The sequence below is a fragment of the Streptomyces alboflavus genome (genome assembly GCF_000716675.1).
In the GTDB taxonomy this organism is placed as follows: Bacteria; Actinomycetota; Actinomycetes; order Streptomycetales; family Streptomycetaceae; genus Streptomyces; species Streptomyces alboflavus.
On the sequence record NZ_JNXT01000050.1, the window covers coordinates 16,323 to 32,230 of the forward strand.

Here is a 15,908-nt window from a genome sequence, read left to right on the forward strand (position 1 = left end):
CCCGCCCCACGCAGCGGCGCCGGCCGGGGCGCGAAGGGGGACAGCCAGATGCCGCTGCTTCGCGCCTTCGTCCGCACCGCCCGCATGATCCGGCACACCCCGCGCCTGGCCGACGGCCTGACCCCCGACGACGAAGTGCTGCTCGACGTGCCGGACGACCGGCTCGGGCCCGCCCTGGTCGCGGCCGGACGCGGCGAGTACGGCCCGGCCGCCAAGCTGCTCGCCACCACCCGCGAGGCCGCCGAGTGGGAGAACCGCGACCGGTACGCGACCCGCCTCGCCGCCTTCGCCCGCTCCCGCCCCGAGTGGTTCGACGACTGGCTTTCCGCCACCCCGCACGACCCGGATGCACTGCTCCTCAAGGCCGAGCTCGCCGTCGTCCGCGGCTGGGAGTCGCCCGCACGCGCGGAGCTCCTCCGCGAGGTCAGCCCGCTGCTCACGGCCGCTGCCGACGCCGACCCGCGCGACCCGGTGCCCTGGCGCATCGCGCTCGACCACGCCCGCGGCACCCACGCCTCGCACACCGAGTTCGAGGAGCTGTGGGCCCAGGCGGTGCGCCGCTCCTCGTACCACTACGGCTGCCACGCCTCGGCCCTGATGTACCTGTCGGCGGACTGGTACGGCTCGCACACCGAGTGCTTCCACTTCGCGGAGCGGGCGGCGGCCGACGCGCTGCCCGGCTCGCTGATACAGGCACTGCCGGTGCGCGCCGCGTTCGCCTACCTCACCAGCGCCGCCGGGAACCTGCCGCGCGAGCGCCTCGACAAGGCGGCCGACCTGGCCATCGCCCTGTCGGGTGAGTACGCCGCCGCCGACCCCTGGCCGGCCGAGGTCCGCAACCTCCTCATGTACGTCCTGATCCGCCTGGAGCGCTGGCACGACGCCCTCGACCAGCTCCGCCTGATCGGCCCGTACGCGACGTCCTTCCCCTGGGACCGCCTGTCCGACGACCCGCTCGGACAGTTCCTGGAGCTGAGGGACGGGGTGCGCATAGAGGTCGCCGCACGGACGCCGCTGCGCCCGCGGCAGGGCGACGCGGACGGCCGGGGTGCCGACGGCCGTTAGGCTTTCGGATCGTGACGACCGTCCGGCTTCCGCTCTTCCCGCTCAACTCGGTGCTGTTCCCGGGGCTCGTGCTGCCCCTGAACGTCTTCGAGGAGCGTTATCGCGCCATGATGCGCGAACTCCTGAAGGTTCCCGACGACGAGCAGCGGCAGTTCGCGGTCGTGGCGATCCGTGACGGCCGGGAAGTGGCGCCGAGCGCGCCGGGCCTGCCCGATCAGACCTCCCAGCCCGAGCAGGGCCCCGCCGCGGGCTTCGGCGACGACCCGCTGAAGGCGTTCCACGAGGTGGGCTGCGTCGCGGACGCGGCGACCATCCGGGAGCGCGAGGACGGCGGCTTCGAGGTCCTCGCCACCGGCACGACCCGGGTGCGGCTGCTCTCGGTGGACGCCTCCGGGCCCTACCTCGTCGGCGAGCTCGAAACCCTCGACGAGCAGCCCGGCGAGGAGGCGGGCGCGCTCGCCGAGGGCGTCCTGCGCGCCTTCCGCTCGTACCAGAAGCGGCTCGCGGGCGCCCGCGAACGCTCCCTGTCGACCAGCGCGGAACTCCCCGACGAGCCATCGGTCGTGTCCTACCTGGTCGCGGCCGCCGCCGTCCTGGACACCCCCACCAAGCAGGAGCTCCTCGAAGCCCCCGACACGGCGGCCCGGCTGCGCGCCGAGCTGAAATTGCTGCGCGCCGAGACCGCGATCATCCGTAATCTGCCGTCGTTGCCCGCGACGGAACTGACGCGCGGCACGACCAGCCTCAACTGAGGCGCGGCCGGAACCCCTCCCGTACGAACCCGTACGAGTCCGCACGAAACCGTACGAACCGCGGAAGTTGGCGAGCAGCAGCGTGGCGAAGAAGCAGAAGAAGACGCAGGCGGGCGGGACCCCCGCGACGGTCGCCCTCACCACGGCGGGCACCGCCTTCACCGTGCACTCCTACGACCACGACCCCTCCCACCCCTCGTACGGTCAGGAGGCCGCCGAGGCCATGGGCGTCTCCCCCGACCGCGTCTTCAAGACCCTGGTCGCCGACGTCGACGGCGAGCTGACCGTGGCCGTCGTCCCGGTCGCGGGCACCCTCGACCTGAAGGCCCTCGCCACCGCCGTCGGCGGCAAGCGCGCCACCATGGCCGACCCGGCGGCGGCCGAGCGCACCACCGGGTACGTCCGCGGCGGCATCTCCCCCCTCGGCCAGCGCAAACGCCTGCGCACCGTCCTGGACGACTCGGCCTCCGCCCACCCCACGATCTGCGTCTCGGCCGGCCGCCGCGGCCTGGAGGTCGAGCTGTCCCCCGCCGACCTGGCCGCCCTCACCTCCGCGACGCTCGCCCCGATCGGGCGTGCATGACCCCTCGACGCGGGTCCCGTCCTCGACTAGGACCACACCCATGTCGAAGAAAACACGCAAGCGGAAGTGGCGCGTAAGGAAGGGCAAGTCCAACCACGGCAGGCGCCCGGCGTAACAGGGGCTGCTCCCCTCAAACGCCGGACGGGCTGGATTTTCCAGCCCGTCCGGCGTTTGAGGACGAGGCGCGGAGCGCCGATCAGCGGGGGTCCGGGGGCGGCAGCCCCCGGTTTCGGGAAGGGGCGGGATTGGGGAAAGCCCCGCAGGGCCCCTACACCCGCTCGTACGAAGAGAACGGCTCCGGATCCCGCGGCCCGAACAACCCCGTGAGCACCAGCTGCGCGACCATCGCGGCGACGGGCCACGCAAGCAGCACCCCCTTCGCCTTCAACTCCATGGGCGCGTCGAAGACAACCCCCGCCCCCACGGACCGCGCGTGCGCCGCCACATCCGTCTCGGGCCCGACCCAGACGCCCACCTTCCAGGCGAGCACGGCCCCGAGCAGCCCGCCCGCGGCGAGCCCGACGACGAGCGGGATCCCGCCCCGCCGCCGCACGAGGAAGACGACGACCGCGCTGACGAGGCCGAAGGCGAGGCCGAGGAGAGCGAACGTTCCGTCGACCCCGATGGCCTGCTCGCCCTCGGTGTCCTTGAGGTAGACGTTCGTCTTGTCGGCGATGAGCGGCACGGTGGGCGCGAGCCACAGCCACAGCAGCCCGAGCAGCACTCCACTGGCCGCGACGGCGACCGCGATCACCACGGCGTCCCGCACGTCGGCCTTCAGATCGGTCGGCACGGGCGCTCCGCCCTCCTCGTGCGCCAGCTCGGCCGCGTACCCCGATGACCGCGCTGGTTCCCGCCAGGGGTTGTCGGGGCCGGACGAGTCGGCGTTGCCGTCTTCGGGGCGGTCGTGCGGCGGTTGGGAGGGTGTCAGCGGTGCGGTCACGCACACATGGTGCCAGCTCCGCCTGAGAACCGCGCCACCGGACGGCGGATCGGCGTCAGCGGACGGCGGCCCGCCGGTAGGCCCAGGTGGCGACGGCCAGGGAGGCCACGCCGACGCCCGCGCAGACCGCGAGATCGAGGGCGACGACGCCCCAGTCGGGGTCGGAGCCGAAGGTCCGGGCGAGGGCCTCCACGCCGTACGTGGAGGGCAGCAGATCGCGGGCGTACTGCAGGAACTCGGGCATCCGCTCGGCCGGGAGCACCCCGAGCAGGAGCGCCGCGGACATGCCCATCTGACCGAGCAGGGTGGCGAGTTCGGGCCGCGGCGCGAGCAGCCCGAGGGCGGCGCCGAGCCCGGCGAGGGCGGCGCCGGAGAGCGGGATCACGGCGGCGAGCACCCACAGGTGCGTCAGCGGCAGGCCGAAGAGCCCGCAGCCGACGACGGCCGTGACGATGGTGCCGGGCACGGTGAAGGAGGCGTACGCGGCGGCGGCACCGAGGACGACGGCGGCGGGCGGCACGGGCAGCGTGGCGTAGTGGTCGAGGCCGCCGTCGCCGCGGAGCTGGCCGAAGTACTGGGCGAGCAGGTTCAGCGCGACGAACGCGACCACGAGGACGGAGGACCCGGCGACGACGGCGTGGGCCTCACCGCCGCCGTCCACGACGCCCCGCATCAGGATCATGATGCCGACGGACTGGAAGGTGGCGACGAAGAGCAGCGGGATCCGCGCGACGCGGGCCCGCGACAGCTGTGCCCGGTAGACGGCGCCCAGGGCCGGCAGGAGCCGCGCCCGGGCCCCGAGCGGCGCCGCGACGTCCGGCACCGGTACGACGCCCTCCTCGGCGCGCACGACGGCTTCCAGGGGAACGGCACTCAACGGACAACCTTCCTGCCGACGTCGTGGCGCTTGCGGGCGAAGCCCACCCTGCTTCGTCCGCCGCCCTCGCGGTTCGGGGTGACGGACGGACGGGTGGAAGAGGTCCGCCGCGCGGCGGCGGCACCGAAGACCCCGCCGCGGAGAGGAGCTGTCACGCCTTCACCAGCCCGTCTCCGCCTCGCCCGCCCAGGGCGAGATACACATCTTCCAGGCTGGGCGTGGCCAGCGTGAAATCGTCCAGCGCCGCGAAGGCGCCCCCGCCGGTGACGGCCGCGACGGCCGCCCGCGCCTCCTCGGGCGCGAGCCGCAGCGTCCACTTGCGCCCGGACTCGACCGCGGAGGACCGCAGCGCGGCGACCTCGGGCACGTCGACGGGCGCCCGCTCGCGCCAGACGAGCTCCACCCGGACCTCCCCGGCGACCTGCTCCTTGAGCCCGGCGGGCGTGTCGCAGGCGATGACCCGGCCGTGGTCGAGCACGGCGACGCGGTCGAGCACGGTCTCGGCCTCGATGACGTTGTGGGTGACGAGCAGGACGGTGGTGCCGCGCTCGGCCCGGCGCCGGTCGACGGCGCCCCACACGGCGCGCCGCGCCACCGGGTCCATGCCGGTCGTCGGCTCGTCGAGCACGAGCAGGCGCCGCTCCCCCACCAGGGCGGTGGCGAAGCAGGCGAGCCGGCGCTGGCCGCCGGAGAGCTTCTTCAGGGGCCTCGACGCGAGGGCGGTGAGCCCCAGCTCGTCCAGGACGTCGTCGCGCTCGGTCCGCGCGCGTGCGGTCTCCAGGCCGCGCAGGCGCGCGGTGGTCTCGACGGCGAGGGAGACGGTCAGCTCGTCCAGGGCGGTGGACTCCTGGCCCAGATAGGCGAGGAGCCGGGCGGCCCGCTCCGGGTGGCGCACGATGTCGTGGCCGAGGACGTGGACGCTGCCGCTGTCGGGCCGCATCAGACCGGTCAGCTGGCGTACGAGGGTGGACTTGCCGGCGCCGTTGGGGCCGAGGAGGCCGAAGATCTCGCCGCGGCCGACGTCGATGTCGAGGCCGTCGCTGGCACGGACCTCGGGTGTCGCGGGCCTGCCGCGCCTGCCGCGGGCGGCGGGATAGACCTTGACCAGGTCCCGCACGACGCAGACGGCATCGCTGCCGTGCCCCTGCCGGAGCCCCTGTCGGACTGCCTGTGCCGCGCGCGTACTCACGAAGGACGAGGGTACGGGGTCCCGTGTCCGGTAGGGCGCGCGGGGCGGCTCTCGCACCCCCCGCGCCCACCGAAGAGGGGACCCCCGGCACCCGGGAGGGGACCCCCGCCTCCCGCCGGAGCGGGCCTCACTCCCCGGCCGGAGCGTGCTCGGCGGCGGTCCGCACGTCGATCTCGCGCCAGAAGCCCGCCCGGATCGCGTACCGGTCGTGCTCGTCGATCTGGTCGTCCTTGTGGGCGAGCAGCCCGAACCGGGCGGCGTAGCGCAGCAGCTCGCCGTCGATGCGGTGCGGGATGCGCGGGTACATCGCGCCGAGCTTCTGGAGGTTGTGCTGCTCGGGCAGGCGTCCCATCCAGCGGCGGGCGAAGACCTGGCCGACCTCGAAGGGGTCGCCGCCGACGGTGGTGATGTCCTCCTCCCGGTCGGCCCAGCGCTGCTCGGCCGTGGTGAGCTGGGCGAGGGTGGGCAGCGCCGCGGCCTCCGGGGGCTCGGCGGGGGTGCCGGGGCGGTCCACCCAGCCCTTGTCGGAGGACCAGCGCAGGGTGGCGTTCGCCGGTTCCTTGGGGTGGTGGACGCCGGGGGCGCGCAGGGCCGCGAGGTCCTTGGGGGTGGGCACGCCCTTGGTGGCCGCGTGCCGGTCCCCGTTCTCCTGGGCGCGGGGGGCCGCGGCGGGATGCGGGGCGGCCGTGGCCTGCTCGGGGGTCGCGGTGAGCGCGGACTCGGGCAGCGGGGCGGAGAGGATCGCGGCGATCTCGGGGCGGGGGGCGGGCTGCGGGGCGCAGACGCCGGTCAGTTCCTTGGCGCGGACGGCCTTGGTGATCCAGACGCGGTCGAGGACGCGGCGCTCGTCGGCCTCGGCCACCAGGTCCTCGGACTGGTTGTAGTCGCCGTCGGCGGCCTGCACGGCCCAGAGGTGGACGGCGACGCCGTGTTCCTTGGCGGCCATCATGCCGGGCAGCAGATCGCCGTCGCCGGTGACGAGCACGACGTCGGAGCAGGCGCGGTTGCGGGCCAGCTCGGTCAGCTCGGCGTGCATGGCGGCGTCCACGCCCTTCTGCGCCCAGCGGCCGTCGCTGCGGGTCAGGGCGCCCAGGCGGACGGTGACGCGGGGCATCACGCGGAGCCTGCGGTGCTCCGGCTGGGGTACGCGGTCGGGGGCGCCGTCGAACCAGTAGATCCGCAGCAGCGGGCGCTCCGTGTCGGCCTCGGCGCGCTCCCGCAGACCCTGGATGAGGGCGGTGTGGTCGACGGTGATCCGGGACCGGGACGGCTCTCCCGCGAGGAGGCTCGCGGCGGCTCCCAGCAGATACCCGGCGTCCACCAGGACGATGCAGCGGTCCACGCCATCCACCCTCTTCCCTGGAAGATTCCTGGAGGTGCCCGAAGATCCCACAGATCCCGGGCGGGGATCCGGCGTTTTCGCGGATCGGAAGATCCCGCGGATCCTGGAGGTCACTTCGGGTTTCCTTCGAGTCTGCCCGACCTCGGGGAGGTTAAAGGGCCGAACTCGATCTTCGGCGTGGCGTATCCGCCCGAACGCGCTGCGTGGCTCCTTTCGAGTGCCTTGGCGAGTGCCCCTATGACGCACGGTAATTATCCGAAATGCGCCCTTTGCCGACCTATGTGAGTCTGGTCGCGTCCTGGCCCCTCGATCACCCTCAGGAGGAAGATCACTATGGCCAAGAACAAGAACCGCAAGCAGGGCGGCCAGCAGAACCGCGCCTCGCAGGCCGAGCAGGCACAGGAGCAGGCCAAGTCGTCCGCCTCCGAGGCCCAGTCGGCCATGCAGTCGCAGGCTCAGGGCAGCCCCGCTGATGTTGCCCGTAAGCACCAGCGCCGCTTCGGCCACAACTGACGCCCGCACAGGCACACATGAGGGGCGCACCCGGTCCGGGTGCGCCCCTTGGCCATGCGGTTCCCGCGGTGCGCGCCGCTCGCGCCGCCGGTGGTGGGGTCAGCCCGCCAGGCAGGACGGGCCGAGCAGCACCTTGAGGTCGCCGAAGAGCGCCGGGTCGGGCTTCACGCGGTGCCGGTCGAGCCGGAGCACGGTGGTCTTCTGGGCGCCCTGGAGCTTGATCCGCACCTCGCTGTTGCCCCGGTGGTGGCTGAGGATCTCGCCGAGGCGCGTGACCATCGGCGGGCTCACCTTCACGGTCGGGATGGTGATGAGCACGGGGGCGTTGGTCCCGGCGTTCGACAGGTCGGGGACCTGCATCTCCATGGCGACGAGGCGGGGGACGTCCTCACGCTTGTCGAGCCGTCCCTTGACGAACACCACGGCGTCCTCGACGAGTTGCGTGGACACCAACTGGTACGTCGCCGGGAAGAACATGCACTCGATGGAGCCCGCGAGGTCCTCCACGGTGGCGATCGCCCACGCGTTGCCCTGCTTGGTCATCTTGCGCTGGAGCCCGGAGATGATGCCGCCGATGGTGACGACCGCGCCGTCGGAGAAGTCGCCGCCGGTCAACTGCCCGATGCCCGCGTCGGCCTTGTCCGAGAGCACGTGCTCCAGGCCGAACAGCGGGTGGTCGGAGACGTACAGGCCGAGCATCTCCCGCTCCTGGGCGAGCAGATACGTCTTGTCCCACTCGTCGTCGGAGAACTCCACGTCGAGGCCGAACCCGGGCTCGTCGGAGTCGTCCTCGCCCATCCCGCCGAAGAGGTCGAACTGCCCCTCGGCCTCCTTGCGCTTGACCGCCACCACGTTGTCGATCATCGGCTCGTACTGCGCGGTGAGGCCCTTGCGGGTGTGCCCCATCGTGTCGAACGCGCCCGCCTTGATCAGCGACTCCGTCGTGCGCTTGTTGCACGCGGCCGCCTCCACCTTGTCCAGGTAGTCCGGGAACGAGGCGAACTTCCCCTTCGCCTTCCGCGACCGGATGATCGACTCCACCACGTTCGTGCCGACGTTGCGCACCGCCTCCAGGCCGAACAGGATCACGTCGTCGCCCTGGGCGGCGAAGTTGTGCACCGACTCGTTCACGTTCGGCGGCAGGACCTTGATGCCCATGCGGCGGCACTCGTTCAGATACACCGCCGACTTGTCCTTGTCGTCCTTCACGGACGTGAGGAGCGCGGCCATGTACTCGGCCGGGTAGTTCGCCTTCAGATACGCGGTCCAGTAGGTGACCAGGCCGTACGCGGATGAGTGCGCCTTGTTGAACGCGTATCCGGCGAAGGGCACCAGGACGTCCCACAGGGCCTGGATCGCGGCGTCCGAGTAGCCCTTGTTCTTGGCGCCCGCCTGGAAGAGGACGAAGTTCTTCTCCAGCTCCTCGGGCTTCTTCTTGCCCATCACGCGGCGCAGGATGTCGGCCTCGCCGAGGGAGTAGCCGGCGATGATCTGGGCGGCCTTCTGCACCTGCTCCTGGTACACGATGAGGCCGTAGGTGAGGCCCAGCGTCTCCTTCAGGGGCTCTTCGAGCTCCGGGTGGATCGGCGTGATCTCCTGGCGGCCGTTCTTGCGCTCGGCGTAGTTCGTGTGCGAGTTCATGCCCATCGGGCCCGGCCGGTAGAGGGCCGAGACGGCGGAAATGTCCTCGAAGTTGTCGGGCTGCATCTGGCGGAGCAGCGAGCGCATCGGGCCGCCGTCGAACTGGAAGACGCCGAGGGTGTCACCGCGGCAGAGCAGTTCGAAGGTCTTGGGGTCGTCGAGCGGAAGGCTGAGCATCTCCAGGTCGATGCCCTTGTTGGCCTTCACCATCTTGACGGCGTCGTCCATGATCGTGAGGTTGCGCAGGCCCAGGAAGTCCATCTTGAGCAGGCCGAGCGACTCGCACTGCGGGTAGTCCCACTGTGTGATCGTGACGCCGTCGGTGTGCCGCACCCAGATCGGCGCGTGGTCCACGATCGGCTCGCTGGACATGATCACGCCGGCCGCGTGCACACCCATCTGCCGGACCAGGCCCTCCACGCCCTTGGCGGTGTCGATGACCTTCTTGACGTCCGGCTCGTTCTCGTACATCCCCCGGATCTCGCCCGCCTCGCTGTAGCGCGGGTGGGTGGGGTTGGTGATGCCGTCGAGGTCGATGCCCTTGCCGAGGACGTCGGCGGGCATGGCCTTGGTGAGCCGGTCGCCCATGGCGTAGGGGTAGCCGAGGACGCGCGCGGAGTCCTTGATGGCGTTCTTCGCCTTGATCTTGCCGTACGTACCGATCATGGCGACCTTGTCCTCGCCGTACTTCTCGGTCACGTACCGGATCACTTCGACGCGCCTGCGCTCGTCGAAGTCGATGTCGACGTCGGGCATGGAGACGCGCTCGGGGTTGAGGAACCGCTCGAAGATCAGTCCGTGCGTGATCGGGTCGAGGTCGGTGATGCCCATGGCGTACGCGACGATCGAGCCCGCCGCGGAGCCTCGGCCGGGGCCGACCGCGATGCCGTTGTTCTTGGCCCACATGATGAAGTCGGCGACCACGAGGAAGTACCCGGGGAACCCCATCTGGATGATGATGTCCATCTCGTACTCGGCCTGCTTCTGGCGGTCCTCGGGGACACCGCCCGGGTAGCGGCGGTTCATGCCGACCCGGACCTCCTCCTGGAACCAGGTGACCTCGGTGAAGCCGTCCGGGATGTCGAACTTCGGCATGAGGTCGCGCTTCTCGAACATGCCGGTCGTGTCGATCTGCTCCGCCACGAGGAGCGTGTTGGCGCACCCCTCCTGCCAGGCGTCGGAGGAATCGACGGCGTACATCTCGTCCGTCGACTTCAGGTAATAACCCGTCCCGTCGAATCGGAAGCGGTCCGGATCCGAAAGGTTCTTGCCCGTCTGAATGCACAGCAGCGCGTCGTGCGCCGTCGCCTCGTGCGCGTATGTGTAATGCGAGTCATTCGTCACCAGCGGCGGAATGCCCAGCTTCTTGCCGACCCGCAGCAGGTCCTCACGGACCCGGCGCTCGATGTCGATGCCGTGATCCATCAGCTCCAGGAAATACCGGTCCTTGCCGAAGATGTCCTGGTATTCCGAAGCCGCCTTCACCGCCTCGTCGAACTGCCCGAGACGCAGTCGCGTCTGCAGCTCACCCGAAGGGCACCCGGTCGAGGCGATCAGCCCCTCCGACCACTGGGAGATCGTCTCCTTGTCCATCCGGGGCCACTTCTGCAGCCAGCCCTCGGCGTACGCGTCCGAGGACAGGCGGAACAGGTTGTGCAGGCCGGTCTGGTTCGCCGCCCAGATCGTCTTGTGCGTATAACCACCCGAACCGGACACGTCGTCGCGCTTCTGGTGCGGCTGGCCCCACTGGATCTTCCGCTTGTTGCGCCGCGACTCCGGCGCCACGTACGCCTCGATCCCGATGATCGGCGTGACCCCCGCCTTCTTCGCCGAATGGAAGAAGTCGTACGCCCCGTGCAGGTTGCCGTGGTCGGACATCGCGATGTGCGTCATGCCCATCTCGTTGCACGCGTTGAACATGTCCTTCAGCCGCGCGGCACCGTCCAGCAGCGAGTACTGGGTGTGGACGTGCAGGTGCGTGAAGGGCGGCTTCGACACGACGTTGGCCTCCGGGGGAGCTCTGCGGGTGGCGTGGGTGGACAGCGTGGAAGTCTAATCCGCGCGACTGACATCGAGGGCTCATACCGTGGCGCGCAGCGCCTCGATGAGGGGTGGTGGCCGGGTGGCGGGAGGGCGGGCACTCGGGAGTACGGTCGGGCGTTGAGAAGAGGGCGGACGACCGTCCCCCATGTCATGCACCAGGAGGCACCCCGCGATGTCGGTCCCGCAGCCCACCGCCGACCAGCGCGGCGAGGAGATCCTCGCCGTCTTCGACACCGCGTTCGGCGAGCTGCTCGCCGCCGACCCCGCCGCGTTCCGGGTGAAGTTCCGGAAGATGGCGGCCTCGGCCTTCGCGTTCTACCGCGGCACGGCGTGCCTCTTCTACCACGACCTGGGCCGCGACCAGCACGCCGGTCCGTACGTGGACGACCGCACCGGCCGGGTCTGGATCCACGGCGACCTGCACGCCGAGAACTTCGGCACGTACATGGACTCCCAGGGCCGCCTGATCTTCAACGTCAACGACTTCGACGAGGCGTACGTCGGCCCCTTCACCTGGGACCTGAAGCGCCTCGCGGCCTCCCTGGCCCTGATCGGGTACACGAAGGCGCTGAGCGACGAGCAGATCACGTCCCTGGTGCGCACGTACGCCGCGGCGTACCGCGAGCGGGTCCACGACCTCGCGACGGGCGCCAAGAGCGACGAGGTGCCGCCCTTCACCCTCGACACGGCCCAGGGCCCGCTCCTGGACGCCCTGCGCGCCGCCCGCTCCCTGACCCGCTTCGAGCTCCTGGACTCGATGACGGAGATCCGTGACTTCGAGCGCCGCTTCGCGCCGGGCGGCGGCTCCATCGAGCTGGACGCGGCCACGCGGTACAAGGTCCTGGCGGCCTTCGACGGCTATCTGGAGACGCTGCCCGAGTCGTCCCTGGCCCGCCCCGACTCCTACCGCGTGAAGGACGTCGTGGGCCGTCGCGGCATCGGCATCGGCTCCGCCGGGCTGCCGTCGTACAACATCCTCCTGGAGGGCAACAGCGACGCCCTGGAGAACGACGTCGTCATCTATCTGAAGCAGGCCCAGACCCCGGCCGTCTCCCGGCACATCACGGACCCCGCGGTCCGCGGCTACTTCCAGCACGAGGGCCACCGCACGGTCATCTCGCAGCGGGCCCTCCAGGCGCACGCCGACCCCTGGCTCGGCTGGACCGAGCTGGACGGCGCGGGCCAGCTCGTCGCCGAGGTCTCGCCGTACGCGGTCGACCTGGACTGGTCGGACATCGACGACCTGGACGAGATCTCCTCCGTGGTGGCCGACCTGGGCCGGGCCACGGCCACGATGCACGCGGCCGCGGACGACGAGAGCGGCCACTCGGAGCTGGTGCCGTTCTCCACGGAGCGGGCCATCGACGCCGCCATCGCGGCCGACGAGGGCGGCTTCGGCGACCTCCTGGTGGACTTCGCGCACGAGTACGGCGCGCGGGCCCGCGCGGACCACCAGATCTTCGTCGACCTGTTCCGCAATGGCCGGATCCCCGGCCTTTAGCGGCCCGCCATGTGATTCATAGGGACCCTTTAGGGGTCCCTTATGACAGCTCATGGCACACTCGCTTGCGCGATGGACATATCCGGGACCCAGATCAGAGTGGTGCGCGCGGCACTGTTCACGGCACTCGTCGTGATGCTGTCCGCCGCGTCGCACATTCTGCTGTCCCGGGCCCCGCTGCCGCTCACCACCTGCCTCGCCGTCACGGCCGGCGTGTACGTGATCGCGTACGCCCTGGCGGGCCGCGAGCGCGGGTTCGGCCGCATCGCCGCCCTGCTGATCCCGCTTGAGCTGGCCGCCGACACCGTCTTCACGTCGGGCCAGCACGTCTGTTACGGCCAATCGGGCGGCCCCGTCACGGGCCCCTTGCGGTCCTTCGGCGTGGACGTGCTGTGCGGCGGCACCAGCGTCGGCACCCCGCTGGCACGGATGGCGGGCGGCGAGAGCCACGGCGCCGCCGCCCTGCTCGCCGACGGCGGCCCGGCCACGGCCTGGCTGCTGCTCGGCGCGCACGTCGGCGTCGGGCTGCTCGCGGCGGCCTGGCTCGGGCGGATGGAGCGGGCCGTGGCGGGGCTCCTGCGGGCCGCGGCCGCGGCGACGTTCCGGCCGCTGCTGCTCGCGGTCGCCGCGGTGACCCGGCGGATCGAGCCGGTGCGCAGGCTGCCGCACCCCGCCCGCCGGACGCCGGTCGTGCGCACCCGGCTGCTCGTGCACTGCGTGGGACGGCGTGGACCGCCGTGCTCGGCCCTCTTCGCCTGAGCACAGCCGACCGTCCCCCTGTCACACCCACGGAGAACCACCATGAGCAAGCGCAACAGCCAGGCCGCGAAGCAGGCCGCCCGCGAGCGGATCCGCGCCCAGCAGGAAGCCGAGCGCAAGCGCGAGAAGCGCAAGCGGTCCATCATCGTCGGCACGTCCATCGTCGGCGTCCTCGCCCTCGCGGGCGGCGTCTCGTACGCCGTCATGCAGAGCAACAAGCCCGACTACTGGGACGACGCCAAGAACCAGAAGCTCGTCAAGCCCGCGAACACCTCCGGCAAGGACGGCACGACCGTCGTCGTCGGCAAGGCGAGCGCCAAGAAGACCCTGAAGGTCTACGAGGACCCGCGCTGCCCGATCTGCGCGAGCTTCGAGCAGGCCGTCGGCCCGACGGTCGAGAAGGACATCAAGGACGGCAAGTACAAGGTCCAGTTCGTCGGCGCGACGTTCCTGGACAACAACATCCCGGGCGAGGGCTCCCGCAACGCGATGAGCGCGCTCGGCGCCGCCCTGAACGTCTCCCCTGACGCCTTCCTCGCCTACAAGAAGGCGCTGTACTCGGCGGACAACCACCCGAGCGAGCAGGACGACAAGTTCAAGGACGACTCGTACCTGCTGGAGGTCGCGAACGAGGTGCCCGCGCTCAAGAAGAGCGACGCCTTCAAGAAGGCCGTCAAGGACGGCACGTACGACCGCTGGGCCCTGGCCATGGGGCAGGCGTTCCAGGACGACAAGGACGGCGTCGAGGGCACCCCCGCGTTCGTCATGGACGGCAAGCAGCTCAAGGGCTCCGACGGCAAGAACGCGCCGATGTCAGTCGCGGACTTCAACAAGGCCGTGGACGCCGCGCTGAAGGCCTGATCCAGAGTTATCACGCAAGCGCAGTAGGCGTGTTGCGGAAGAGCGGGCGAACTTTCGGTGGTCGCCCGCTCTTCGCCGTTACCGGTCCGTAGGGTAGCCCCTCGTGACCAGTCGAAGAGACAACTACCCCGCGCCCGCTGAGGACTCCGGCACACCGTCCGCCGCCCTCACGCCGCGCCGCCGCACCGTCGTCAAGGCCGCGGCCGCCACCGCCGCCCTCGCCGCCCCGCTCGCGGCGGCCCTGCCCGCCCGCGCCGCCACGGGACCGGCCTTCCTGCACGGCGTCGCCTCCGGTGACCCGCTGCCCGACGGCGTCCTGCTGTGGACGCGGATCACGCCGACGCCCGAGGCCGTGCCCGGATCCGGCAAGGGGCCGGACACCGAGGTGCGCTGGGAGATAGCCGAGGACAAGGGCTTCAGCAAGGTCGTGGGCCGCGGCTCGACCGTCGCGAAGGCGGCGGGCGACCACACCGTCAAGGCCGATGTAAGGGGCCTGCGCCAGGCGACCACCTATTACTACCGCTTCTCCGTAGGCAGCGATTCGCCGGTGCGCTCCCCCGTGGGCCGCACCCGGACCGCCCCCGCCCACGAGGCCGCCGCGCCCGGCATCCGCTTCGGCGTCGTGTCGTGCTCCAACTGGGAGGCCGGGTACTTCTCCGCGTACCGCCACCTCGCCGCCCGCACCGAGCTGGACGCGGTCCTGCACCTCGGCGACTACCTGTACGAGTACGCGTCCGGCGGCTTCGCCTCGTCCGGCGACGTCGTGCGCGAGCACCAGCCGAAGCACGAGATCCTCACCCTCGCCGACTACCGGACCCGGCACGGCGCCCACAAGACCGACGCCGACGCGCAGGCCATGCACGGCACCCACCCGGTCATCGCGATCTGGGACGACCACGAGGTCGCCAACGACGCCTGGTCGGGCGGCGCGGAGAACCACAGCCCGGAGACCGAGGGCCCCTGGGCCGCGCGCGTGGCCGCCGCCAAGCAGGCGTACTTCGAGTGGATGCCGGTGCGCCCGGCCACCGAGGGCACCGTCTACCGGCGCCTGCGCTTCGGCAAGCTCGCCGACCTGCACCTGCTCGACCTGCGCTCGTTCCGCTCGCAGCAGGCGAAGGTCGGCAGCGGCGACGCCGACTCGCCGGACCGCACGATCACGGGCCGCGCCCAACTGGACTGGCTGAAGGCGGGCCTTGCCGCGTCGGACGCCGCGTGGAAGCTGGTCGGCACGTCGGTGATGATCTCGCCGGTCGCGTTCGGCTCGCTGCCCGCGTACCTCCTGAAGCCCCTCGCGAAGCTGCTCGGCCTGCCCGAGGGCGGCCTCGCCGTCAACACCGACCAGTGGGACGGCTACACCCACGACCGCAAGGAACTCATCGGGCACCTGCGGGACAAGAACATCCGGAACACCGTCTTCCTCACCGGTGACATCCACATGGCGTGGGCCAACGACGTGCCGGTGACCGCTGCCACGTACCCGGCGTCGCCGTCCGCGGCCACGGAGTTCGTCGTCACGTCCGTGACGTCCGACAACGTCGACGACTTCCTGAACGTCCCGCCGCAGACCCTGTCCCTGGTCGGCGTCGCCGCAGTCAAGGCCGCCAACCGCCATGTGAAGTGGCTGGACATGGACTCCCACGGGTACGGCGTCCTGGACGTCACGGCGGAGCGCTCGCAGATGGACTACTTCATCGTCTCCGACCGCACGGACCCCAAGGCGACGTCGAAGTGGGCGCGTTCGTACCGCACACTCACCGGCACCCAGAAGGTGGAGCGGGTGCAGTCGCCGGTGCGCTGAAAAGCCCAATGAGTTGGGCCGACAGACGCCCGTACACCCCC

Annotated in this window: 13 protein-coding genes; 8 read left to right on the top strand and 5 right to left on the bottom strand. The window is 71.2% G+C overall.

All coding sequences use genetic code 11. From position 1 onward, the window contains the following. The first annotated feature begins 48 nt into the window (after positions 1–48). From OO63_RS30560 to ybaK, 3 genes are all read left to right on the top strand, one after another. The gene (locus tag OO63_RS30560; protein WP_030361646.1) at positions 49–1,065 is read left to right on the top strand and encodes a hypothetical protein; all 1,017 of its coding nucleotides are present in this window, start codon (positions 49–51) and stop codon (positions 1,063–1,065) included. An 11-nt stretch (positions 1,066–1,076) separates the two neighbouring features. Further along, positions 1,077–1,817: an LON peptidase substrate-binding domain-containing protein gene (locus OO63_RS30565; protein WP_030361647.1), complete on the top strand. Its 741-nt coding sequence runs from the start codon at positions 1,077–1,079 to the stop codon at positions 1,815–1,817. An 82-nt stretch (positions 1,818–1,899) separates the two neighbouring features. Further along, complete coding sequence (ybaK, locus tag OO63_RS30570; RefSeq protein WP_030361648.1) at positions 1,900–2,400, top strand: Cys-tRNA(Pro) deacylase; 501 nt, start codon at positions 1,900–1,902, stop codon at positions 2,398–2,400. A 268-nt stretch (positions 2,401–2,668) separates the two neighbouring features. Here ybaK and OO63_RS30575 read toward each other — a convergent pair whose 3' ends face one another. The 4 genes from OO63_RS30575 to OO63_RS30590 all read right to left on the bottom strand — a co-directional run bounded on the left by OO63_RS30575 (position 2,669) and on the right by OO63_RS30590 (position 6,751). Next, positions 2,669–3,343, bottom strand: a complete 675-nt coding sequence (locus OO63_RS30575) for an ABC transporter permease (RefSeq protein ID WP_033264629.1) — start codon at positions 3,341–3,343, stop codon at positions 2,669–2,671. Between the two features lie 55 nt (positions 3,344–3,398). Further along, positions 3,399–4,220 (bottom strand): ABC transporter permease, encoded by an 822-nt coding sequence (locus OO63_RS30580; RefSeq protein ID WP_030361650.1) that lies wholly within the window; start codon positions 4,218–4,220, stop codon positions 3,399–3,401. Between the two features lie 151 nt (positions 4,221–4,371). After that, positions 4,372–5,409, bottom strand: a complete 1,038-nt coding sequence (locus tag OO63_RS30585) for an ABC transporter ATP-binding protein (protein ID WP_078619468.1) — start codon at positions 5,407–5,409, stop codon at positions 4,372–4,374. A gap of 127 nt (positions 5,410–5,536) precedes the next feature. Then, positions 5,537–6,751, bottom strand: a complete 1,215-nt coding sequence (locus OO63_RS30590; protein ID WP_030361652.1) for an NYN domain-containing protein — start codon at positions 6,749–6,751, stop codon at positions 5,537–5,539. Between the two features lie 333 nt (positions 6,752–7,084). Between OO63_RS30590 and OO63_RS30595 the strand changes: the two genes are divergently transcribed. Then, the gene (locus tag OO63_RS30595) at positions 7,085–7,264 is read left to right on the top strand and encodes a hypothetical protein (protein WP_030361653.1); all 180 of its coding nucleotides are present in this window, start codon (positions 7,085–7,087) and stop codon (positions 7,262–7,264) included. Positions 7,265–7,363: 99 nt separating this feature from the next. Here OO63_RS30595 and dnaE read toward each other — a convergent pair whose 3' ends face one another. Then, positions 7,364–10,903: a DNA polymerase III subunit alpha gene (dnaE, locus tag OO63_RS30600; protein WP_030361654.1), complete on the bottom strand. Its 3,540-nt coding sequence runs from the start codon at positions 10,901–10,903 to the stop codon at positions 7,364–7,366. Positions 10,904–11,120: 217 nt separating this feature from the next. On the opposite strand from dnaE, the gene OO63_RS30605 reads away from it, so the two are divergent. The 4 genes from OO63_RS30605 (at position 11,121) to OO63_RS30620 (ending at position 15,867) form a co-directional block, all read left to right on the top strand. Next, a complete protein-coding gene (locus OO63_RS30605; RefSeq protein ID WP_030361655.1) occupies positions 11,121–12,449 on the top strand; it encodes a DUF2252 domain-containing protein in 1,329 nt (442 codons plus the stop codon). Between the two features lie 72 nt (positions 12,450–12,521). Continuing rightward, positions 12,522–13,208: a hypothetical protein gene (locus OO63_RS30610; RefSeq protein WP_030361656.1), complete on the top strand. Its 687-nt coding sequence runs from the start codon at positions 12,522–12,524 to the stop codon at positions 13,206–13,208. Between the two features lie 42 nt (positions 13,209–13,250). After that, entirely contained in the window at positions 13,251–14,069 is an 819-nt protein-coding gene (locus OO63_RS30615) for a thioredoxin domain-containing protein (protein WP_030361657.1), read from the top strand. Between the two features lie 103 nt (positions 14,070–14,172). Continuing rightward, positions 14,173–15,867: an alkaline phosphatase D family protein gene (locus tag OO63_RS30620; protein WP_030361658.1), complete on the top strand. Its 1,695-nt coding sequence runs from the start codon at positions 14,173–14,175 to the stop codon at positions 15,865–15,867. Positions 15,868–15,908: the final 41 nt, after the last annotated feature.